30 protein-coding genes and 1 pseudogene are annotated in these 18,775 nt (G+C 33.0%); 8 read left to right on the forward strand and 23 right to left on the reverse strand.

Features of this window, described 5'->3' with window-relative positions; genetic code table 11:
- Positions 1–8 precede the first annotated feature (8 nt).
- The 6 genes from LCF45_RS14130 to LCF45_RS14155 form a co-directional block, all read right to left on the reverse strand.
- Entirely contained in the window at positions 9–518 is a 510-nt protein-coding gene (locus LCF45_RS14130; RefSeq protein ID WP_078176539.1) for a 2'-5' RNA ligase family protein, read from the reverse strand.
- A 119-nt stretch (positions 519–637) separates the two neighbouring features.
- Positions 638–1,117, reverse strand: a complete 480-nt coding sequence (locus tag LCF45_RS14135) for a CcdC family protein (protein WP_078176538.1) — start codon at positions 1,115–1,117, stop codon at positions 638–640.
- A 32-nt stretch (positions 1,118–1,149) separates the two neighbouring features.
- On the reverse strand, positions 1,150–1,821 hold the full coding sequence (locus LCF45_RS14140) for a DUF4052 family protein (RefSeq protein ID WP_043331534.1): 672 nt from the start codon (positions 1,819–1,821) through the stop codon (positions 1,150–1,152).
- The gene (locus LCF45_RS14145) at positions 1,818–2,690 is read right to left on the reverse strand and encodes an ABC transporter ATP-binding protein (protein ID WP_263892825.1); all 873 of its coding nucleotides are present in this window, start codon (positions 2,688–2,690) and stop codon (positions 1,818–1,820) included. The genes LCF45_RS14140 and LCF45_RS14145 overlap by 4 nt, the downstream gene beginning before the upstream one ends.
- Positions 2,687–3,067, reverse strand: coding sequence for a GntR family transcriptional regulator (locus LCF45_RS14150; RefSeq protein ID WP_263892826.1), 381 nt, complete (start codon positions 3,065–3,067; stop codon positions 2,687–2,689). Before LCF45_RS14150 ends, LCF45_RS14145 begins: the two co-directional genes overlap by 4 nt.
- Before the next feature lie 169 nt (positions 3,068–3,236).
- Complete coding sequence (locus tag LCF45_RS14155) at positions 3,237–3,830, reverse strand: DUF4825 domain-containing protein (RefSeq protein WP_088291638.1); 594 nt, start codon at positions 3,828–3,830, stop codon at positions 3,237–3,239.
- A 441-nt stretch (positions 3,831–4,271) separates the two neighbouring features.
- Here LCF45_RS14155 and LCF45_RS14160 point away from each other — a divergent pair, with 441 nt between their 5' ends.
- Genes LCF45_RS14160 through LCF45_RS14190 form a run of 7 tightly spaced genes read left to right on the forward strand, consistent with a single transcriptional unit; the run spans position 4,272 to position 5,427 of the window.
- Positions 4,272–4,412: a YrzI family small protein gene (locus LCF45_RS14160; protein ID WP_000156202.1), complete on the forward strand. Its 141-nt coding sequence runs from the start codon at positions 4,272–4,274 to the stop codon at positions 4,410–4,412.
- A gap of 27 nt (positions 4,413–4,439) precedes the next feature.
- Positions 4,440–4,583 (forward strand): YrzI family small protein, encoded by a 144-nt coding sequence (locus LCF45_RS14165; RefSeq protein WP_000142704.1) that lies wholly within the window; start codon positions 4,440–4,442, stop codon positions 4,581–4,583.
- 26 nt (positions 4,584–4,609) lie between these two features.
- The gene (locus tag LCF45_RS14170; protein WP_000668987.1) at positions 4,610–4,753 is read left to right on the forward strand and encodes a YrzI family small protein; all 144 of its coding nucleotides are present in this window, start codon (positions 4,610–4,612) and stop codon (positions 4,751–4,753) included.
- Between the two features lie 26 nt (positions 4,754–4,779).
- Complete coding sequence (locus LCF45_RS14175; RefSeq protein WP_000668953.1) at positions 4,780–4,923, forward strand: YrzI family small protein; 144 nt, start codon at positions 4,780–4,782, stop codon at positions 4,921–4,923.
- A gap of 26 nt (positions 4,924–4,949) precedes the next feature.
- Positions 4,950–5,093 carry a YrzI family small protein gene (locus LCF45_RS14180; RefSeq protein WP_088291637.1) on the forward strand — a complete coding sequence of 48 codons (144 nt, stop codon included), beginning with the start codon at positions 4,950–4,952 and terminating at the stop codon, positions 5,091–5,093.
- Between the two features lie 25 nt (positions 5,094–5,118).
- The gene (locus LCF45_RS14185; RefSeq protein ID WP_000672237.1) at positions 5,119–5,259 is read left to right on the forward strand and encodes a YrzI family small protein; all 141 of its coding nucleotides are present in this window, start codon (positions 5,119–5,121) and stop codon (positions 5,257–5,259) included.
- A gap of 27 nt (positions 5,260–5,286) precedes the next feature.
- Positions 5,287–5,427 carry a YrzI family small protein gene (locus tag LCF45_RS14190; RefSeq protein ID WP_002065956.1) on the forward strand — a complete coding sequence of 47 codons (141 nt, stop codon included), beginning with the start codon at positions 5,287–5,289 and terminating at the stop codon, positions 5,425–5,427.
- A 222-nt stretch (positions 5,428–5,649) separates the two neighbouring features.
- Here LCF45_RS14190 and LCF45_RS14195 read toward each other — a convergent pair whose 3' ends face one another.
- Positions 5,650–6,735, reverse strand: coding sequence for an AI-2E family transporter (locus LCF45_RS14195; RefSeq protein WP_000837889.1), 1,086 nt, complete (start codon positions 6,733–6,735; stop codon positions 5,650–5,652).
- A gap of 149 nt (positions 6,736–6,884) precedes the next feature.
- On the opposite strand from LCF45_RS14195, the gene LCF45_RS14200 reads away from it, so the two are divergent.
- Positions 6,885–7,706, forward strand: coding sequence for an HNH endonuclease (locus tag LCF45_RS14200; protein ID WP_000189680.1), 822 nt, complete (start codon positions 6,885–6,887; stop codon positions 7,704–7,706).
- Between the two features lie 228 nt (positions 7,707–7,934).
- Here LCF45_RS14200 and LCF45_RS14205 read toward each other — a convergent pair whose 3' ends face one another.
- The 16 genes and pseudogenes from LCF45_RS14205 to LCF45_RS14280 all read right to left on the reverse strand — a co-directional run bounded on the left by LCF45_RS14205 (position 7,935) and on the right by LCF45_RS14280 (position 18,686).
- The gene (locus tag LCF45_RS14205; RefSeq protein ID WP_001289318.1) at positions 7,935–8,027 is read right to left on the reverse strand and encodes a putative holin-like toxin; all 93 of its coding nucleotides are present in this window, start codon (positions 8,025–8,027) and stop codon (positions 7,935–7,937) included.
- Positions 8,028–8,171: 144 nt separating this feature from the next.
- A pseudogene (locus LCF45_RS14210) lies at positions 8,172–8,285 on the reverse strand (alkanesulfonate monooxygenase); the annotation flags it as partial.
- Between the two features lie 217 nt (positions 8,286–8,502).
- Positions 8,503–9,231 (reverse strand): hypothetical protein, encoded by a 729-nt coding sequence (locus LCF45_RS14215; RefSeq protein WP_002127829.1) that lies wholly within the window; start codon positions 9,229–9,231, stop codon positions 8,503–8,505.
- A complete protein-coding gene (locus tag LCF45_RS14220) occupies positions 9,228–9,818 on the reverse strand; it encodes a TetR/AcrR family transcriptional regulator (protein WP_002127831.1) in 591 nt (196 codons plus the stop codon). Before LCF45_RS14220 ends, LCF45_RS14215 begins: the two co-directional genes overlap by 4 nt.
- Positions 9,819–10,067: 249 nt before the next feature.
- Positions 10,068–10,577 (reverse strand): ribonuclease FAU-1 family protein, encoded by a 510-nt coding sequence (locus tag LCF45_RS14225; protein WP_001038143.1) that lies wholly within the window; start codon positions 10,575–10,577, stop codon positions 10,068–10,070.
- Positions 10,578–10,696: 119 nt separating this feature from the next.
- Positions 10,697–11,761, reverse strand: a complete 1,065-nt coding sequence (locus LCF45_RS14230; RefSeq protein ID WP_263892827.1) for a hypothetical protein — start codon at positions 11,759–11,761, stop codon at positions 10,697–10,699.
- Between the two features lie 12 nt (positions 11,762–11,773).
- Entirely contained in the window at positions 11,774–12,247 is a 474-nt protein-coding gene (locus tag LCF45_RS14235; RefSeq protein ID WP_002013416.1) for a tetratricopeptide repeat protein, read from the reverse strand.
- 183 nt (positions 12,248–12,430) lie between these two features.
- Entirely contained in the window at positions 12,431–13,120 is a 690-nt protein-coding gene (locus LCF45_RS14240; protein WP_002127835.1) for a phosphopantothenoylcysteine decarboxylase domain-containing protein, read from the reverse strand.
- Between the two features lie 12 nt (positions 13,121–13,132).
- Positions 13,133–13,933 carry an AAC(3) family N-acetyltransferase gene (locus LCF45_RS14245; RefSeq protein WP_125930143.1) on the reverse strand — a complete coding sequence of 267 codons (801 nt, stop codon included), beginning with the start codon at positions 13,931–13,933 and terminating at the stop codon, positions 13,133–13,135.
- A 248-nt stretch (positions 13,934–14,181) separates the two neighbouring features.
- A complete protein-coding gene (locus LCF45_RS14250; RefSeq protein ID WP_088291014.1) occupies positions 14,182–14,583 on the reverse strand; it encodes a GNAT family N-acetyltransferase in 402 nt (133 codons plus the stop codon).
- A 61-nt stretch (positions 14,584–14,644) separates the two neighbouring features.
- Positions 14,645–15,583, reverse strand: coding sequence for a DMT family transporter (locus tag LCF45_RS14255; RefSeq protein ID WP_002013410.1), 939 nt, complete (start codon positions 15,581–15,583; stop codon positions 14,645–14,647).
- A 72-nt stretch (positions 15,584–15,655) separates the two neighbouring features.
- Positions 15,656–16,174 (reverse strand): DinB family protein, encoded by a 519-nt coding sequence (locus LCF45_RS14260; protein ID WP_002127841.1) that lies wholly within the window; start codon positions 16,172–16,174, stop codon positions 15,656–15,658.
- A gap of 15 nt (positions 16,175–16,189) precedes the next feature.
- Complete coding sequence (locus LCF45_RS14265; protein ID WP_002032747.1) at positions 16,190–16,690, reverse strand: GNAT family N-acetyltransferase; 501 nt, start codon at positions 16,688–16,690, stop codon at positions 16,190–16,192.
- Positions 16,691–16,723: 33 nt separating this feature from the next.
- A complete protein-coding gene (locus LCF45_RS14270; RefSeq protein ID WP_263892828.1) occupies positions 16,724–17,269 on the reverse strand; it encodes a GNAT family N-acetyltransferase in 546 nt (181 codons plus the stop codon).
- Positions 17,270–17,284: 15 nt separating this feature from the next.
- Positions 17,285–17,986, reverse strand: coding sequence for a nucleotidyltransferase domain-containing protein (locus LCF45_RS14275; protein ID WP_263892829.1), 702 nt, complete (start codon positions 17,984–17,986; stop codon positions 17,285–17,287).
- 16 nt (positions 17,987–18,002) lie between these two features.
- Entirely contained in the window at positions 18,003–18,686 is a 684-nt protein-coding gene (locus tag LCF45_RS14280) for a DNA alkylation repair protein (protein ID WP_263892830.1), read from the reverse strand.
- Between the last annotated feature and the right edge of the window lie 89 nt (positions 18,687–18,775).

An 18,775-nucleotide genomic window follows, 5' to 3' on the forward strand; every position in this document is an offset into this window, starting at 1 on the left:
GACCTTTGTCAGCTTTTTTGCAATGGTACTTCAAATTCAATAATTGATTCTCCATTCTCACCAATTCGTTCCACACTAATTTTATCAATTACACAATTTAACTTCTCATGAAAACTAGGAATATCCTTCGCTATTTCAGCCGCTAACTCCGCGCTATCTTTTCTCCCAACTGTTACATGTGGTATGTATGGAATATCCGTTCTAAAAAATTGTAGTAAAGGACCTGTATACAATCTATCGTGCAATTCTTCTATTTTTTCTTTCCCTCTTTCAACTTCCAAAAATAGATACTCTCCCTTGCTACTTATCCGGTTAGCAAACTCAATTTCAATCGGATGAACCCCTTTCGCCACTTTCAAAATATGTAATTCCAGCTCATCATTTGAAATGGAACTTTCAAACGGGAATACAATTGTTATATGAGGAGAAATTAATTCAAATAAAGGATCATGCTTTTCTCTCATACTCTCTATTTCATCTATGGGCATATTATGTAAAAACAGTAGAATTGTACGCACTTTTATATCCCCTACTTCCCCTCAATTTTTTTATATTTATCATATTGTATGGTAGCGTGAACCTCAACAAATTATTTTGCTTGCATATAAAAATAAAAAACTTCTCATTTGAGAAGTTTTCATATAGCATGGTTATTATTTTCTCGCCAAACTTTCCTAAACTTTATATAACAAGCAATTCTCCACGGAATAATATACGATACTGCAACTACGTAAAATAATAAACCTATTGTTTGCTGATCTAAGTCAACAATATATTGTCTTGAACCATATCTTAAAATAACAATTCCGATAAAAGTAATTAAAAAGGCAGCACTTTTTTTCGTATAAATGTTTCTGTCTTCTCTTCGCTCATAGTTTGTTAGAAATATAAGTGGGATTGCGAAAATCACCCCAATGGATGCTGCTATAGTCACTTGTACTATAGCTGGATGTACTGGACCAAAAAACAATAAAATGCCCGGTGTTAAAAATAGTAATGGCCACAAAATACGTTTTCCCGTTCCCTTTATCGGCTTATACATAGAACGATAACGGCGCCAAAAAATTAGCAGTGCTACGCATAAAAAGACGGTTATTAGTGAAGAAGTATCTCCCATACAGTCTTCCTTCTCTCTTCAAGTAATTGTGCTTAAATCGTATCCTCAAAAGAAACTTTACGAATAAATAGAGCGCCAATTATAAAGTATATTAAAATAAGCACTATCGAAATTGATATAAAATTAGGTATATCAAGTAACGATTTACTATCAATAAATACCAATTCTTTCAAACCTACCTTACCATAAATTGTACTCGTCAACCCCAAGAAAAAAATCACACTAAAAGCAAAGCCTATCCAATTAAATCTTTTCTGAAAAATAGTTGTTAATTGAAATAAGCTAGCTAATAAAAGATAGAACACGAACTGTGCAAAGAATTGTTCGATTGTATGTGCTCCTAAATTTATATGTTTCGTTTCATAAAATGTACCTTGTAAAAGCAAAACCTGAAGAAATGAAAAAATTACTGATTGTAATATGATAAAACATACTGAACCAATAAAGAATTGTAATCTAGTAACGCCAAATGAGACAACTGTACGAAATATGTCATCTTGAACAAGAAAAACACTTGCCACAATAAATATTGCAATTGCAATAGATGAATTATTGAAGATATCATGTAAAAATGCTACCTTTAGTCCCTTTATATCAGTTGCAGTTGTTGTCCATTTTATAAGTAATGCCACACACCAAAAGATAAGAATAGCCTTATAATGAAATTTCATATGTAACTTTAATTGTTTTAAAAGCATTTTCATTTCACCTCATTATCTGTTAGATAAATAAATAGTTTTTGCAGTGTTACTCTGTCTATTTCTAACCCTTCAGTTTCTATCAGCTCATAATCTCTAGCAGAAAGATCTCCCCATATCGCAGAAATCTCTTTATTCCCATACAACTCTTGTTTTACAACATTTTTCCCCATTAAAAAATTTGTCACTTTATCTTTATGTCCTGATATTATGTGTCCTTTTTCTAAAAAATCTTCCACAGAGGATTGAACAGCTAATGATCCTTCTTTTAATATGATTACATTTTCTATAACATGGGACACTTCCTCAACTAAATGTGTTGATAAGATGATTGTTCGTGGATATTCACTATAATCTTCCAATAGTAATTCGTAAAACAACTCTCGATGTGCTGCATCTAAACCGGTAGTCGGCTCATCAAAAATAGTAATTGGTGCTCTACTAGCTAAACCTTTAATAATACCAACAATTGTTTGCATACCATGGGATAAATCATAATACTTTTCTTTTGCATTCAATTGAAATTTTTTAATAAGTTCCTCAGCATATTCTTGATCCCAATTTTCATAAAACATGTTACACAAATAAAAAACATCTTTTACCTTACTACTTAAATTAATGTTTTCTTTCACCTTTACGAAACAAATATTTTGCATCGCTTTACTATTTTCAAAAACAATTTCACCAAATACAGCTACACTTCCACTACTTGAAATAATTTGACCAGCAAGTATGTTTAATAATGTCGTTTTCCCCGCTCCGTTTCTTCCAAGCAAACCATATATTTTATGCTCTTCCAATGAAATAGTTACTTCGTTAACAGCTAATTTCTTTTTATATTTTTTAGACAAGTTTTTCGTTTCAAGTGCAATCATCCCTCTTTCCCCTCCTTCGTAATTTTGTGTATCATGTCCATCAATTCGTCTTTTGATATTTCTAGTACTTTTGCTTCTTCCCACACTTTAGGTAAATACTCGGTCATAAAAACATGCTGTCTTTTTTTTAGTACGACTTCTTTTGCTCCCTTTGTAACAAACATCCCGATCCCTCTCTTTTTATATAAAATCCCCTCATCTACTAGTAGATTTACTCCTTTTGCAGCTGTAGCCGGATTAATTTGTAACATCTTCGCAAATTGATTTGTCGACGGAGCTTGTTCTTCTTCAAGTAATATGTCTTTTAAAATATCAGATTCAATTGTTTCTGCAATTTGTATGTATATTAACTTATTTTGTTCTAGAGTAGGTTTCACGATTTCACCACCTTAGGTTCATAGGTTCATTACTTATGTAATTAACCATAGCACAACGTTATATTTTTTTCCATAATTTTCATCAAAAAAAGAATCATTCAATACTGAATGACTCCCTTAAAAAAATGTCCGTATTTTCAATCATAAAATAACCACATCTTCCTCCATATCACTTAGATTTCCGCACAGGATGTTCATTAAAAAATTGCTTTCGAAAATCTTTATTATTAACTAGCTTTTCTATTTTTTCTTGATTACCGTAAAAGAAATTCATTACGATTCCCTTATTCCATATAAGATCATCCTTTGGCAAATCATTAAATTCTTTATACAGTATGGGTAAAAGTTCTTCTCTTTTTAATGCAAAACTTTGATTTTCAATCTGAAACTCATACCCTTTCGCATTCGGTACTAAAACTGCAAGATAACTAGCATTAAAGAGAAAGTTCTTTTTCATCGTATCCTTTTCGTCAAACCAATACGTCTCAATGATATCTTCTGTTAAGTTACCGTTCTTTTTCTCACCGTATTTCACCGCGATCTTCTCATTTTTCAAATTTATACTTTGAACTGTTTCACCACCAGGTAAGTTTGTAACAATCGCAAACACATCGGAATTATTTCCAACGTATGTCCCCATATATTTTTTAAAAGCCCCAGGTTCAATATGTGATATTTCTTTTATTTGCTCCCCATTAGAACAAGCAGTAACAACTAATAAAATTGTTAGCATAACACCTGCTATTCTATTCATATACTTCATTAGACACCCCCACGTTCTATTTATTATCCAATCCATACAATGTATCCTTTAAAAAGCCCTTTTAAATATACGCATTTTAATCAAAATTAAAAATTTTCACTTTTTACGTTTACAATTATCCATTAATTGTATATAATTACTAACGTAAGAAAAATATTCTAAAAGGAGGTCGAAGGAAATGATGAAATTACAATTACATGCTTTAACTTTAGCGTTAACTGCACCTGTGTTTTTCGGACAATTAAATATGAATTCGACCACCCTAACGGAGAATTGAAAATCGTACTTTATTTCTATTAATTCATAAATTCGCCACAGGAGGTCGTATACTTTCCTGTGGCTTTTTCACGCCCAGCCATAGGAAAACGATATCTTCCTGTGGCTTTTTCGTGCGATTTTTTAGTCTCATACATTATTTTTTAAAGAAAGGAGCAACATTCGATGACTATTAGCGTATTGTTTTTAAGTATTACGATTCAAAGAAATACACTTTCCAAAGCTGAAATTCTTCATAATGAGCAAATTACAAAAGCTATGAATGATGTTAAGGAGCGCCAAGTGCTTTATTGCGATCACCTGTAATTCCTTTTCGAAAGGAGGAATTCGTCCATGACTTTTCATATTTTCTTTTTTACGACAGCACTTCAGAAAAAAACGTTATCTGAAGCTGAAATCTTTCGTAAACAACAATTAAAACAAACTATGGATAAAATAACGGACATTAAAAGTTCGTATTATACACAAATGTATTAAAATTTTTTTAAAGGGGCAATATCCTAATGAAATTTAAAGCTTTCTTTTTAACTATCACCATTCAAAAACGTAAATCTTCAAAAGCTGAAATCTTACGTGAACAACAAATTAAAATTATTATGGACGAAGTAAAAGAGCGTCAGTCCTCTTATTACAATCGCCTTTACTAAATAAATTATAAAGGGGTAATTTCCTAATGAAATTTAAGGCTTTCTTTTTAACGATTACCATTCAAAAACACAAACTTTCAAAAGATGAAATTTCTCGTGAACAACAAATAAAAAACATTATGGATGATGTGAAAGAGCGCCAGTCCTCTTATTACAATCGTCTTTACTAAATAAATTATAAAGGGGTAATATCCTAATGAAATTTAAAGCTTTCTTTTTAACGATTACCATTCAAAAGCGTAAACTTTCAAAAGATGAAATTTCTCGTGAACAACAAATTAAAAATACTATGGATGATGTGAAAGAGCGTCAGTCCTCTTATTACAATCGTCTTTACTAAATAAATTATAAAGGGGTAATATCCAATGAAATTCAGAGTATTATTTTTAACAATTACCATTCAAAAAAACAAACTGTCTGAGTCTGATATGCTTCATGACCGACAAATTGAGCAGGCTATGTACAACGTAAAAGAACGACAAAGTCATTATTGTAGTCACCTGTAATTCCTATTCGAAAGGAGGAATTCATGTATGAAGTTTCACCTTTTCTTTTTAACCATTACGATTCAAAAAGAAACTATATCTGCAAATGAAGTAAAACAAGAGGAACAGTATAAAAAGATTATAGATGAAATTCGTGATCGTAGAAGCAAGTACTACACTCACCTATAATTGTTTGAACTTATATTAGAAATGAAAGGAGTCGATTATGATGTTAATAACGCGGTGTAAAGAAATGATTTGGATAGTTCAGAGGGATTCCACATAGTTCATTTAACAAAAATTCACCGCCTGATTTGATGTGTAAAAAATATACAATAATAAGTATTTCATACACTAAAAAATAAAAGATACACCCCTTTTTATTAAGCGGTGTATCTTTCTCAACATATTCTATTTCCGTTTACTTCGTTTCGTCTTAAACAATCTCACTAAGTTCGAAACAACTGTTTTTGTTACCGCATAAGCTGGTACTGCTAAAATCATTCCGATAATTCCCGCGAAATTACCTACCCCTAAAATAAGGATGATAATTGTCAACGGATGGATATTTAATTTTGAACTCATAATACGCGGTGAAATGATGTTACTTTCAAACTGTTGTACGATTGTTACTATAATAATTACGTACAGAGCTTGCATCGGAGATACGAACAGACCTATAATGACAGCTGGTGCTGCTCCGATAAATGGACCTAAGTTCGGAATTATATTTGTAAATGCTGCGATAATTCCTAAAACGAAAGCATACGGTAAACCGATGATTAAATAACCAGTAAATGTAAAGGCACCAATAAACATACAAACGAGCGCTTGACCTTGAATATATGCAGATAATGTTTCGTTCGTTTCCTTTATGATACGAAGTCCTTCTTCACGGTAAGACTCTGGTAATACACTAACAGCTTTTCCTGGAAATGCATGTCCATCTTTAAACATATAAAATAAAATGAACGGTACTGTAAAGATAACTAACGCCACGTTCGTGATAATACCAAATAAAGCCGTTGCACTCGACGTAAGTGTGTTTGGTATTTCCTTTAAGTATTCAATTGCATTTTTCTCAATTGTCTCAATGGAAACGTAGTTTTGTGTAGATAGCCATTCAAATAATCTATGATGGGATAGATCTTGTATGTATACTTTTCCCTCTTTTATGTAAGTCGGCATATTTTTTACTAAATCCATTAACTGTTGTGAGATGGTTGGAACAACTACTCCAATAGCAACTCCAGTTAATGTGATGATAAAAAGATACAGTAGTAAAATCGCTAAACCTCTAGGTACTTTTTTATTCTCCAAAAAGACTAACAATGGGTTAAATATGAAGTATAAAAATAACGCGATTAAAATTGGGAAAAATAATGTTGATATGAAGATACCAATCGGTTGAAATAGAAACGATATTTTTGTGCAAATAAATATAATTCCTACAACCATCAGCACTTCTAATGTCCAAAAGTGCACTTTCGATTTCAAAAAAACGTCCTCCTTTAAACTAGCACTTCTCTTCATTGTACCAAATTAAACTTAGATTTCACATAATATTTTCCTTTACAATATTCCAAAATCCCATTAAATACACTACAATGAGATTACAGACAAATTTGCAGGTAAAGGTGATAAATATGACACAATGCATCATTTGCAGAAAAGATACGAAAGAACTTAGTGAACAATATGTCATTCCAGAGATATTATGTGGATATTATTTCATAAATTCAATTTGTGATTCATGTCATGAACATATGACAACAAATATTGATCGTCCTTTAATTAGACATAAATTAAGTCAATATAAGATTGAGCAAATGAAAAAACAAATCGATTCCCCTCTCTATACGAATGAACATGGTGAGGAGCTAGCAGCCGCTGAGACAGATGTAGTCGAAGTAAGTGATGAGATACTTTATTCCAATGCATTAATTATGAAACTATGTAAAAAGCACGATATTTCATTACATAATGAAATTTGGAAAGAAGAGCGCGTAACAAAAGTAGCTAGTTCTATTCAACGTGAATTGCTTTTAGATAACCGTAAATATAAAATGAGTGTATTAAAAATGGCTTATACTTTTGCTGTACAAACAATTGATGGCTACTTTGACGATCCAGATGCGATTGATATTTCTACCATTCTATTAAATGCCGATTTCATGGAATTAAAGGAAAAGAGTATCGTTCGTGACTTAAGCAAAAGCTCTTTATGGAATACATTAAATACAACGAGCGAAAACCATTACTTTATTTTACTTAGTGATAAAGACGGTCTATTCTGCTTCATTCGCCTATTTGATATTTTTGATGTTGTTGTTCATTTATCAGAAAAAAGATACAATCTTCCATCACCAATTGTCGGCGTAAATAATGTAGACAAAAAAGGATTTTTTGTGGAAAGTTTAAAACAGTATATGGATGGGCTATTTAAAGAAACTACACGTTCTATTTAATCCATATAGGAACATACGGTCTCCTTTCTTCATGAAAAGACACTGTGTTATAATAAGTGTGAAAAGAACAATACAATCACATAAAACAATTAAAACCTGTATATAAATAAAAAAGACTAGTGTGCGGCTACACACTAGTCCACGTAACTTAGCAGATTGGATTGTTCATTTATCCTATTTGTTTCGTACAAACACAACAACCCACTTTCTATAGGCATAGGTGGGTTGTTATTTTTTGAGCTTGTCAATTAAGACGACAATAAACGTTAACAATGCAATGAGAAACAGTCCACCTTGCAATAACAACGCAATTTCACTCACGAATTATCACCCCCCTCCTACTTTGGAGAAGTGATAATTGAACAACCAACCGTACCATAAGTTACCTCTTAATTTTATCATATTTATTAATTGTTTACGATGAAAACCCGCAAGCTTAAAAACTTGCGAGTTTTTTATTTCTCACTATTTTTTTAAAGCATATGCATCAGCTATCATTTCACCAACGATTTTATTTTCTTGTTGCTTCTCGTCTTTTAATAAAGGGAATAACAGTTCTGCCACTTCTTCCCCCTCCTTGAACTGATTCATATAAATGAATGGATTCGGTTTTTCCAATCAGCGATACGTTATAGAATTAACTACATATTATAAAAACATTTCCTATAAGTTAACTAGTCTTTATTTAAAGACACATATGATTCGTTTGAACATCGTTACTGTTTGTTTGAAATACAGTTCGATTTATATTCATAAAAATTGTATATTTCTTTATTTGAAAGGTATTTTTCACTTACTATTTTTTATGGTCCTTAATCCGCTGTAACCAATAAGAAAACTCACATGCTAAATGCATTTGATGTGATTTAATAAGACTATTAGGACAAAGTGCTGGGAACTCAACAACTAGACTTACTTCTATCCCAGTATCAATATCTTTAAATTGATGCCGAACTCCACCAATAATAGTACCATCTTTCATACGTGCAACACCTGTTGATTGGTATTGGTAAGACTTATCTCTAGGTGTTTTCAATCCCGTTTCGTCACCAAAAACAATGAAAAATTGAACTGGGAACGGAGAATTACCTGTAGTTTCGATAACCTCTAATTCATTTTCCCCAAAGGGGCTTAGTACATAGTGATCAGGACAAGCCGATAAATTCACTTGATTATTTTCACGTGATTGTTCAAGCATAAAACTATCAATTCCATTTATAGCTTCTTCTGCTGTAATCCCATCTAAATAGATGCTTGTTTTTGAAAATTTTCGTCTATCACCAGATAAAACAGTACAGATACGCATACCTATTCCACTTAATCTAAGTTTTGATTTCAGTTTATCATACATTTCATTATATGAATATTTCAACTTTACTTCCGTTAGCTTTTTTATCATGACGTCTGTATCATTTATTTCAGGCCCTTTATGTCCTAATGTATTTAATGCTTTTTTAATACGTTCTCTTTTCCATTTTGTAAGTTGCTCTTGCGAAATATTGTTTCCATCGATAATAATCTTCATATACATTCACCTTCTTTTTGATCGTATCGTAGTGTAGTTAATACTAAATTAACCATTTCTTGCTTCGTATCTAGATTCAACTTTACTTCTGAATGAGCAATACTGCTAAGACCGTATAAAATAAATCCAGAAGCTAATGAGGAGTTGTCAGTATAAAAAATCCCCGTTTTCACTCCTTCTTCAATTACTTGTCGAATTAATGGTTGAATTCGTGTGAATAATTTCTGTTCCAGTTGAAAATGTTGTTCCGTCTGAAACGAACTCACATTTTTATAGGGTGCTAATTTTTCAATAAATGTCCAAAATATATCTAGAGAATCTTTCATCTTCTGCATTACAGACCGTTCATTTGAAATAAGTATTTCTTCAATTAACTCCATATTTTTCACAATGAAGCTATTTAAAGTCTCATCAACAAAATCTTCTTTAGATTTAAAGTAATAGTAAAACAACCCTGTTGCTACACCAGCCCGACTAACAACATCTTTTATGCTAAATCCTCCCATACCATTTTTCATATATAGTTCAAAACCAATATCCATTAACTCTTGGCGTCTTATATCGGGTTCTTTTGATATTCTTTTCATACGTCATCTCCTACTATGTTTTTCCACGACTGAATCTGATTCAATCATAAACGACTGAACTTGATTCAGTCAATCTTATTTGATAAATTTAAAAATCAATTTAGAAACTAAGCAACAAAATTCCTACAAAAAAAGAGTAATCCCAAGAAATATGCTTCTAACCTTAGATTTATCAAAAAAGTTAGATCATATAACTTGAGACTACTCATTTTCATTAAACACGTATTCTCTTTTCAAATCGATTAAACTTTATTTTAGCCGCACCATTTCTGTCTCTACAATCATTTGAGGAAGCGACTTTTGAATTATTTCCTTTAATACATAAAGAGCTTCATCCACATAGCCACCTTCAAAACTCTCTAAGGGCTCAGGTAACTCATCCTCATCTAAAATAAAACATTCTCCACTTGGCATTACCATAATATCAATAATTAAGTCTTCAAATGACACTAGTTCGTCTGTTATTTGCGTATTTTTTACAACATTAAAATAAGCGCCTAAATACATTCCGTTCTTATCTCTCCATATGTATAAATTGTACGGACGATTTTCCCAGTAGTATGCAATGGTGTAACTTCCTTTTGGGATTGTTAAACTCGAATCATTTGTATTCATCGTAAATGAATACTGAACCTCATAAAATAACACGATACTTTGCGATTTCTTTTCAAGTATTAAGCAATTGTGATCTACTATTGTCGAGTCATATCGGATTTTTCTTTCTATAATTTCACTTTTAGGTGTTCGTAATTTATTCATTTTTTTGTTTCCCCTTATGCTATTTCTAGTCTTAATTATATCCGTTTATATAGCGATAAAGAAGTGTACAGTCTACAATTACACAATAAAACTCCTTCTTATTTAGAAGGAGTTTTTCACTATCCACCATTCATATGTTTTAACCTTTCAGTAACCGCATCATAAAATTTTCGTTTCTCATCAACATTTAAGTGAACACGACTTACTGTTTTAGTAAATCCATACAACAACTGCACTTTCACTGGCTCTTTTAGCGTTATTTCAAAAGTAGCAGGTTCTTTTATGAACTCCATAACAGTTGCATCCAGCACCTCTTTTTCTTCTTTTGCTGTTAGGGGTTCCCCCTTGTAGAATGCAATATTATCAATTTGTGTAAATGGCAATACAACTTTCTTTCCTAATCCAATTTGAATGATAACTTGTTCTTCTGTTACGACAATTGGATTTTTACGCATCGCTTGTATTTCAGCTAAAAAATAAATCATCGCATATACGTTTAGTATGAGTAAAATCCAAGCTATTACTGGATTCCATTGATGAAGTAAATAGTGAAAACCGATACTTTCAATTACTGTTGCGTGAATAATCATAATATAAACACCTATAGCGCCGGTCTTTTTGTGATAGGAATATGTGCATTCACCATCTGGTACTTTTTCACGCCACGATAAAAATGCATAATAGATTAATTTACACTCAGTAAGAATGATACTTACAGCCTTACTTCTTTTCATAGTAGCATCAAACGCTGCATCAATCGCATAAGAAAATGAAGAATACTCACTTCTATATTCTTTATATCGTTTTATTATTTTAGGAAGTACTCTTATAATTTTATATATAAGAAACAGTTCAAAACATACGAACACAATTTCTCCAGCAACTATTACATACGAAACAAATGAAAAAGCTTGTAAATAATCACTAGGAATTATAAATCTTGCGAATACATATCCAGCTATAACTACAGGAAACATATACGTTAACGAATATCTTTTCCGTATAATAAAGAAATATGTGATGACTGGAATTACAAACATAAAATCTAATAATGAACCGAGGACTACTTCTTTCGGGGCAGCTGGCACTATTGGCAGGGCATACACTAAATAGTTTGATAACATAATTAAAGATACGAGTCCAATCCAAATGCCTTTTTTCCTTCTTGAAATTGATGGATTCATTCCTTCTCTCCTCTATTCAAAAACCTCATTTAAATGGTCTTTATAAAATGAAATAGCACGTTCAAATTCTTTTATCTCATCTACTTTCACAACTGTCTCTAACAGTAATTTCATCGCTTCTTCATGTTCGTTTACGTTATATTTTGCTAATGATAAAAACACTTTCATCACGTCATTTTCCGGGAACTTCTTTATCCCTGCTTCTAATAAAGTAATCGCTTTATCATATTCCCCTATACAACGATACGTACTGCCAAGACCGATATACGCACCGCAAAGGGATTCACCATCAAGTCCGTTCGCAATTGCCTGTTCATAATACGGAACCGCCTCCGTTTCAAGACCCATTACATCATGTATCCAAGCACATTGATATAGTACTTCTGCATCCCTCGTAAAGTTTGTTAATCCTATAAGTATCTCTCTAGACTGCGCATATTTCTTTTCATTTCTAAGTTTAATAGCTTGCTTTAATAAATGTTCCATACAATCCACTCCTCACAAAATGTTCATTATGCATATATCATGTATTACACATTTACGAGCAGCTAATGGCCTATTTATTCCATTGACTCAATTTAATAATTAGTGAGGGCTAAGTTCCCCCACTAATTTAATATTAACTCCATTACATACTATGCGACTGCATCTCTTTCTAAAAGCTTAAATTTACATCGCAGTGATACGATTACATAAATGCTCTAACATATTGACAATTTCTTTTGCAGTTTCATCTTTCCCATTACATAACTTCACATTACCGTCTTGTCCAATAACGTGATGCACAGCACCGCGAGAATATAAAGAATGCGGTGAGTTTGCTACCATTACACTTGCTTTTGCATCTTCCATTCTTTTACTTGCTCTTTCAATAAGTTCTGCTTCATTTACGTCACTTTCAAGTTTAAAGCCAACGAGTATCGTTTCTGGATCCCAACTCTTTATTTGTTTTAATACTTTTGGCGCTTTTTGAAAATGAATAATTGGAGCGATGTCACTTGAAATCTTTCCGTTCATATTAAGAACATTTCCATCTTGATCACAAATCTTTTCGACAACCCAATCTGAGCCAGCAGCAGCCATAATAACTGCATCTACTTTTTCATGTGTAATAATACTTTTCATCTTATCTTGTAAATCAATAATCCCCTCAAATGGGTGCAATTCTAATTGGTTATTTACATCCATTGGCTTCTCAGCGAAATAGCCATGCAAATATATTACATGTGCGCCCTTTGTCATTAGCTCTTCCGCAATAATTCTTCCAATCGTACCTTTTGCTAAATTTGTATGTCCACGTACTTGATCCCATTTTTCTAGGCAGCCGCCGCTCGTAATTAATACTTTTTTCTCCTGCATAATAACCATCCCTTACTGATTTTTCGCACGAAACCACTCTGTTCCAAAGTCAACTGCATCACGCTGCCTCATAAAACGGCACGTCGCATTCCCTATCTTCCCACGCGTAACTGTTCCTTTAAGCTCATATTCAACTCCGATTTCTACAAACGTATCAGAATCGTAATCCATTTCAACGAATTCTTTCCATACTCTTACACCTTCTTCTATAATAGGTGCTCCTACCTTTATTAACTCGCGTGCACCTGTACGTACCTCAGATAAATGTATAGACGTATTAGAGTCATAACCAACACCAAGTAATAATATGTATCCATCTAAATCGTATATTTTTCGTAATGGCGATTCTTCACCAAAACTTATGGAAAGTGAATGATTCGCTGTAATTTCTTCTGCGTGTTGCCCCCATGCTGCAAAACTACTGAGTGGATGATTACTGCGCAATACATTCGGATATGTACGAAAACATTCAACTACTTCTCCCATTGCCCTTGTTGGTGTTATACGTGGATCAAATGCTGGGACGTTATCCCGAATAATTTGCCACCATTCTTCTGGTACAGGTGGTCTTGACCAATGTTTTGGATCGGATAAATCCGAAGATTGCGTCGGCATAATTATCGTTCCTTCTTCTGTAACAACTTTCATTAACGCTTCTACTACGGCAACTGCACCGCCTGATATCCAACCGATTGAACTTAATGAAGAATGTACAATAACTGTCATTCCCTTTTCTATCCCTAATGCTTTTAAATCATTTGTAATTGTTTCGATTGTATTTGGAAATTGTGTATTCGCCACTATGTCATTCATTTTCACGATTGTTCCCCCATTTTGCTTTAAACTAATACATACATATATTATCATATTTTTCTTAATTTTTAACTTAATCATTTCAATTACTATACCTCTGTCGTTTTTATCATATCGGAAACAGTTAAATTATGGTGTATTTATTTAAAATTAATATAGAAAGGTGAACACAATCAAAAACTTTCAATCTAGCAATCTTAATTTATACTAATATGAAATAGCCCATCACAAATGATGAGCTATTTATTTTATTCATTCTCTAAATAACAATAAAACCTCTCTACCCCCAGATATTTCTCTCCCAAGCTTTCAATCTTAAAGTTACATTTCTTGTAAAATCCGACTGCCTCTGTATCTGTCTCAGCCTCAATATATGTTAACTCATATTCCCTAATTATTTCTTTAATCATTTGAAGTGCAATTCCTTGATTACGATATTTTTCATCAACAGCTATGTGACACATTCTCGCTCTATTTGTATGAATTAGCACTATACCTATGCAACCCTTATTCCCATATTTATATAGCACTGCCTGATCATTTTTATACATTGAAACTGCTTTAAATAAGCTTGCTTCACTCGGACCGGTCGCATGCTTTAATACTTTTTTAATGGGATCTATTTCTAAATGCTCAACACGTTGTAACATCCTATCTCCATCCTTTCTCATGAAAAAAGATTAGCTCTTTATTGAAAAAGAGCTAATCTTTTTATGCCGTTATTTTCTCTTCTTTTTTCACAACTACAGCTACATAACTATGAAGTATCATTCCGACAATTACAAGACTCATTCCAACCCACGATAAAGAAGACGGAATTGGAGCCGATAACCAGAGCAGCTCTCCTACTAATGCAAATAAAACTTCACCAGACTGTGTCGCCTCGACTGTTGCTAATTTTTGCGGATCATCTTTTACAAGATCTGTCGCAAAGAAGAATAATACCGTTGCGATTAACCCTGAACTAACTGCTACAATAAAACATTGGAAAACTTGACTACTTGACGGTAGTCCGCCTGTTGATACTTCATAACCAGATAGTAAAAACCAAAATGGTAAACTTGCTAATGTCATACCGAGAACTCGTTGGAAGACATCTAATTCGCCCTTACATACTTGCATCATTTTTCTATTTCCAAGTGGATATGCAAACGCAGCAATGAGTACAGGAACCACACATAAAATGGTTTCACGAATCCCTAAAGAAGAAGCGTGTTCTACTTGCATAAGAACAACACCGAATAAAATAATGCCTGACATTACTAATTCTTTCATTGGAAGTTTTTTATGTAATGGGTCTACCGCAAAAAATGGTGTTAACAAAATCCCTGCAACTATTGTAATTTGCCAAGTCGAAGCGACAAGCCACCCCGGTCCAAACGCACCCGCGAAACTAAGCGGTGCATAAAAGAGACCAAACCCTACAATACTCCATAACAACCACTCTTTCGGATTGTTTTTCATATATTGCAAGAGTTGTTTTAAATTCCCTCTATACATGACAATAAGTAGTAGCATTGGAACCATAAAGTAATACCGTAGTGATGCACTCCAAATCCAACTCCCGCCCCCTAAATCCATCGACCGGTTTAACACAAAGGTAAAGGCAAAGAAAAACGATGCCAATATCCCTACTGCAATAGCTTTCATTATAAAACCCCTTATATAGTTTCTTTTTCTACTATATAACAAAATGAATATAATTAATATTCAAAAATTTAATCATACATGCGGTCTACTTCTATATAACTTTCGTAATCGACTAATATGAGCTTGATGGTACCGATTATGATCGGCTATATGCCATATTCCCCACCTTATAGTCGCATTTTCTCCCTTTTCATAAAAAACTTCTCGTGTTAAATCATTTTCTGTTAGTTTCATACATTCCTCATAAAACATATGTTGCACAGCTTCATAATCTTGCATTAATTCTTGTAATTTGTACTTTCTTAAACTAGGCAATTTTCCCATTTCATTCAACATTGGTCCATATTTATTTTCAAGTGCAGGCGGAACTCCCTCTCCTTTTAAACGGTACACCCAGTGTAAATCGACTACTGCTAAATGCTGAAGTAGCTGTCCAATGTTATTTTCATTATTTTCAGACCCTTTATAGGATAGTTCGTTCTTTTCAATACCTTCGACTAACCTTTGCAATCGTTTAAATGTATCAGTAACCGTTGCATACAAAATTGCCACGTTGGGGTTCATATCTTTTTCTAAATGGAGATCTTTCATGATAATATCCTTCCTTTAAAGAAACAACACCATATTTTCATCATCACTATACACACCATTCACCTTTATAGCTCTTTTTTCAATTCCATACGTTTTAAAGCCCATTGATTCATACAATTTTTTTGCTGGTTCGTTTGTAGATACAACACCTAATGTCAATTGCTCTAGTTTTATATCTCGCGCTCTTTGAATGGCATTTGTTATTAACTCACGTGCCAATCCGTTCCGCCTGTTTTGTGCATCTACATACATCGCAACGATATGACCTTTATGTTTATACGCCTCTCTCTCTTCTGTTAGTAAAGTGACAACTCCAACTAAATGATTTTCTTCGTTAAATGCACCAAATGTACAACTAGTAGTAGCTGTTAAATTACTTTCCACTCGCTTAATAGGATTTTCCTGGCGAATCGCCTCTTCATAAGTTGTTACAAATGCCTCTGGATTTACTTGTAAAGCTTGTAAACGTAAGTCCCAATATTTTTCCGCATCTTCTTTCGTAAGTAATCGAATCATTTTCCTCATCCCCTTTTAGTTTACATAACATTTTTATAGGCTATTAAATAAAGATTGATATTCTTCTTTTAACATACTATAACGATAGCGATGAATGAACTTACCTTGACGTAATCGATCATTTCTCATTATTCCTTCACAAACAAATCCTGCTTTTTCATAACTCTTTCTAGCTTGTAAATTATCTTCGTCTACTCGTAGCCATATTTTTTCTAATTCGAATACAGAAAAGCCAATTTGTAACATACTGTATAGTGCTGCCATTCCATATCCTTTACCCCAATATTCTTTATTTCCAATGGCAACCCCTAGTTCAGCATTTTTATTTGTATTATCAAAGTTTTTTAGGTCTATCCATCCAATGTGTATACCTTCCTTTGTAACGATAGCTCGTTGTTCATAACCATTCCCTCGACTTATGCATGCTTCAATCCACCTTCTCGTATCTTCACGAGTGAACGGTGGATATTGATCTGGTACAACTAAATGCTTTGTTACTTCTGTATCTAATGACCATTGATATCGATCTTCTACATCATCTATTGTCAGTTCTCTTAATTGAACGAATGGTACATTCACTTTGCTATCCCCTTTTCATTTCCCTATAGAAAATCCTTCGAACATTCTTCCTCCGTATTGATCTAGCGTGTTTTCTACAAAAGTAATTAATTCATTTTTCTCCTCTGTTTTATAAAAATGATCAAAAGCCGCTACAAAATGTTCTGCATATTGCTCGTCATACCTTCTTAACACTCTAATAAACCATTTTGAATTTCCAAGCCATTGACCATTTACTCTTAAAACATATTCATGTACTAAATCAGCTAATAAATTGGCAATGAACAATTCTTCTTCTCTCTTTGTTGCACCAATGAAGTCATCCAAAGTATCCGTAATAAAATAACGCTTCTGCTTCATCGTTTCTTCTGTCCATTTTTTTGGTCCTTTATTTAATAAATCATTCGCTTCTCTTTTAAGTATCTCTACAATTTCATCTTTTCCTTTTAGCACAATCCCTTCTGAAACTAATTGAGGTAATGAAGGTCTCCCGCGCTTACAATCACTTTTAAAAAAGGTTTTATACGTTTCAAAATTATGTACGAATACTTCAACAGGCCAGCCATTACTATAGAAAGATTCTCTATAACAAGATGACAAACTTTGGTCAAATATTACAATATCAAGGTCAGATGTTTTTGTAGCCTCTCCTCTAGCAACACTTCCCCCTAGTAAAGCAACATCACAATTCGAAAATTGTGATGTAATTATGCTTTGTGCCGCTTCCATTGGTTTCATAACCGTTCCCCTTTTCTTATTTCACTTTCTTTTTTTCAGCTCTTTCTCTCGCTTTTTTTATATACGGTTCTGCGTCTGGTGTTTTGCATGACGTTGCACCATGATCAACTTCTACTTTTCCAATTTCACGTGCAATTTCAATTGCTTGTTGCTCTAAAGCTTCATTTCGAATCCCTATCGCGATTAAAGCACTATTCATCGCTTCTTTTTTTCTATTTTTTTCATTATGTATATTTGCTTTAATTTCTTCTAGATACGGAGTGAAGAATTCATCATGTAACGTTTTATTTTTAATCGCTATATTTGCTAATAAAGACCAACCTGCTCTTCCAATCCATTCATCATCAGACTTCGTCCATTCTTCCATTCTTTCTATCGCGATTGGTGACGTACATATAGCTGTCATAAGAACGTCCATTAAACAATAGTAATCAACATCCTGAACCCATCTATTTAGTTGTTCTGACGTTAGTTTCTTCGGATCTAAAATTATCGTTGCTAAAGTCATTGCATCCATATTTTTCGTTTCCCATAATGAGATTGCTAAATCATGATCCTTTTTTATCCTCTTTTTCAACAATTTTAAATTTGCAAAACTAACTCCAAATAACGGCTCTTTTGCCCCATGATTTTTAAAGATTTTACGGTTTTGTTCTGTTCCATATTCTTCTAGTTGCTGCATTACTTCTTCAAGTAACATATGCCCACCTCTTTTATGTTTTATGTTCACTTCATATATGTATGTACGATATATTCTACATTATTTTTTGGTTTTCCTATATTTATTTT

Origin of the sequence: Bacillus sp. 41-22, from assembly GCF_025809295.1 — a bacterium.
In the GTDB taxonomy this organism is placed as follows: Bacteria; Bacillota; Bacilli; order Bacillales; family Bacillaceae_G; genus Bacillus_A; species Bacillus_A mycoides.

What these genes read in the sequence shown, in the direction of transcription:
- LCF45_RS14135 (WP_078176538.1), bottom strand. Translation starts at nt 1,117, where the DNA reads ATGGGAGATACTTCTTCACTAATAACCGTCTTTTTATGCGTAGCACTG.
- LCF45_RS14140 (WP_043331534.1), bottom strand. Translation starts at nt 1,821, where the DNA reads ATGAAAATGCTTTTAAAACAATTAAAGTTACATATGAAATTTCATTAT.
- LCF45_RS14145 (WP_263892825.1), bottom strand. Translation starts at nt 2,690, where the DNA reads ATGATTGCACTTGAAACGAAAAACTTGTCTAAAAAATATAAAAAGAAA.
- LCF45_RS14155 (WP_088291638.1), bottom strand. Translation starts at nt 3,830, where the DNA reads ATGAAGTATATGAATAGAATAGCAGGTGTTATGCTAACAATTTTATTA.
- LCF45_RS14160 (WP_000156202.1), top strand. Translation starts at nt 4,272, where the DNA reads ATGACTATTAGCGTATTGTTTTTAAGTATTACGATTCAAAGAAATACA.
- LCF45_RS14165 (WP_000142704.1), top strand. Translation starts at nt 4,440, where the DNA reads ATGACTTTTCATATTTTCTTTTTTACGACAGCACTTCAGAAAAAAACG.
- LCF45_RS14170 (WP_000668987.1), top strand. Translation starts at nt 4,610, where the DNA reads ATGAAATTTAAAGCTTTCTTTTTAACTATCACCATTCAAAAACGTAAA.
- LCF45_RS14175 (WP_000668953.1), top strand. Translation starts at nt 4,780, where the DNA reads ATGAAATTTAAGGCTTTCTTTTTAACGATTACCATTCAAAAACACAAA.
- LCF45_RS14180 (WP_088291637.1), top strand. Translation starts at nt 4,950, where the DNA reads ATGAAATTTAAAGCTTTCTTTTTAACGATTACCATTCAAAAGCGTAAA.
- LCF45_RS14185 (WP_000672237.1), top strand. Translation starts at nt 5,119, where the DNA reads ATGAAATTCAGAGTATTATTTTTAACAATTACCATTCAAAAAAACAAA.
- LCF45_RS14190 (WP_002065956.1), top strand. Translation starts at nt 5,287, where the DNA reads ATGAAGTTTCACCTTTTCTTTTTAACCATTACGATTCAAAAAGAAACT.
- LCF45_RS14200 (WP_000189680.1), top strand. Translation starts at nt 6,885, where the DNA reads ATGACACAATGCATCATTTGCAGAAAAGATACGAAAGAACTTAGTGAA.
- LCF45_RS14215 (WP_002127829.1), bottom strand. Translation starts at nt 9,231, where the DNA reads ATGAAGATTATTATCGATGGAAACAATATTTCGCAAGAGCAACTTACA.
- LCF45_RS14220 (WP_002127831.1), bottom strand. Translation starts at nt 9,818, where the DNA reads ATGAAAAGAATATCAAAAGAACCCGATATAAGACGCCAAGAGTTAATG.
- LCF45_RS14225 (WP_001038143.1), bottom strand. Translation starts at nt 10,577, where the DNA reads ATGAATAAATTACGAACACCTAAAAGTGAAATTATAGAAAGAAAAATC.
- LCF45_RS14230 (WP_263892827.1), bottom strand. Translation starts at nt 11,761, where the DNA reads ATGAATCCATCAATTTCAAGAAGGAAAAAAGGCATTTGGATTGGACTC.
- LCF45_RS14235 (WP_002013416.1), bottom strand. Translation starts at nt 12,247, where the DNA reads ATGGAACATTTATTAAAGCAAGCTATTAAACTTAGAAATGAAAAGAAA.
- LCF45_RS14240 (WP_002127835.1), bottom strand. Translation starts at nt 13,120, where the DNA reads ATGCAGGAGAAAAAAGTATTAATTACGAGCGGCGGCTGCCTAGAAAAA.
- LCF45_RS14245 (WP_125930143.1), bottom strand. Translation starts at nt 13,933, where the DNA reads ATGAATGACATAGTGGCGAATACACAATTTCCAAATACAATCGAAACA.
- LCF45_RS14250 (WP_088291014.1), bottom strand. Translation starts at nt 14,583, where the DNA reads ATGTTACAACGTGTTGAGCATTTAGAAATAGATCCCATTAAAAAAGTA.
- LCF45_RS14255 (WP_002013410.1), bottom strand. Translation starts at nt 15,583, where the DNA reads ATGAAAGCTATTGCAGTAGGGATATTGGCATCGTTTTTCTTTGCCTTT.
- LCF45_RS14260 (WP_002127841.1), bottom strand. Translation starts at nt 16,174, where the DNA reads ATGAAAGATCTCCATTTAGAAAAAGATATGAACCCCAACGTGGCAATT.
- LCF45_RS14265 (WP_002032747.1), bottom strand. Translation starts at nt 16,690, where the DNA reads ATGATTCGATTACTTACGAAAGAAGATGCGGAAAAATATTGGGACTTA.
- LCF45_RS14275 (WP_263892829.1), bottom strand. Translation starts at nt 17,986, where the DNA reads ATGAAACCAATGGAAGCGGCACAAAGCATAATTACATCACAATTTTCG.
- LCF45_RS14280 (WP_263892830.1), bottom strand. Translation starts at nt 18,686, where the DNA reads ATGTTACTTGAAGAAGTAATGCAGCAACTAGAAGAATATGGAACAGAA.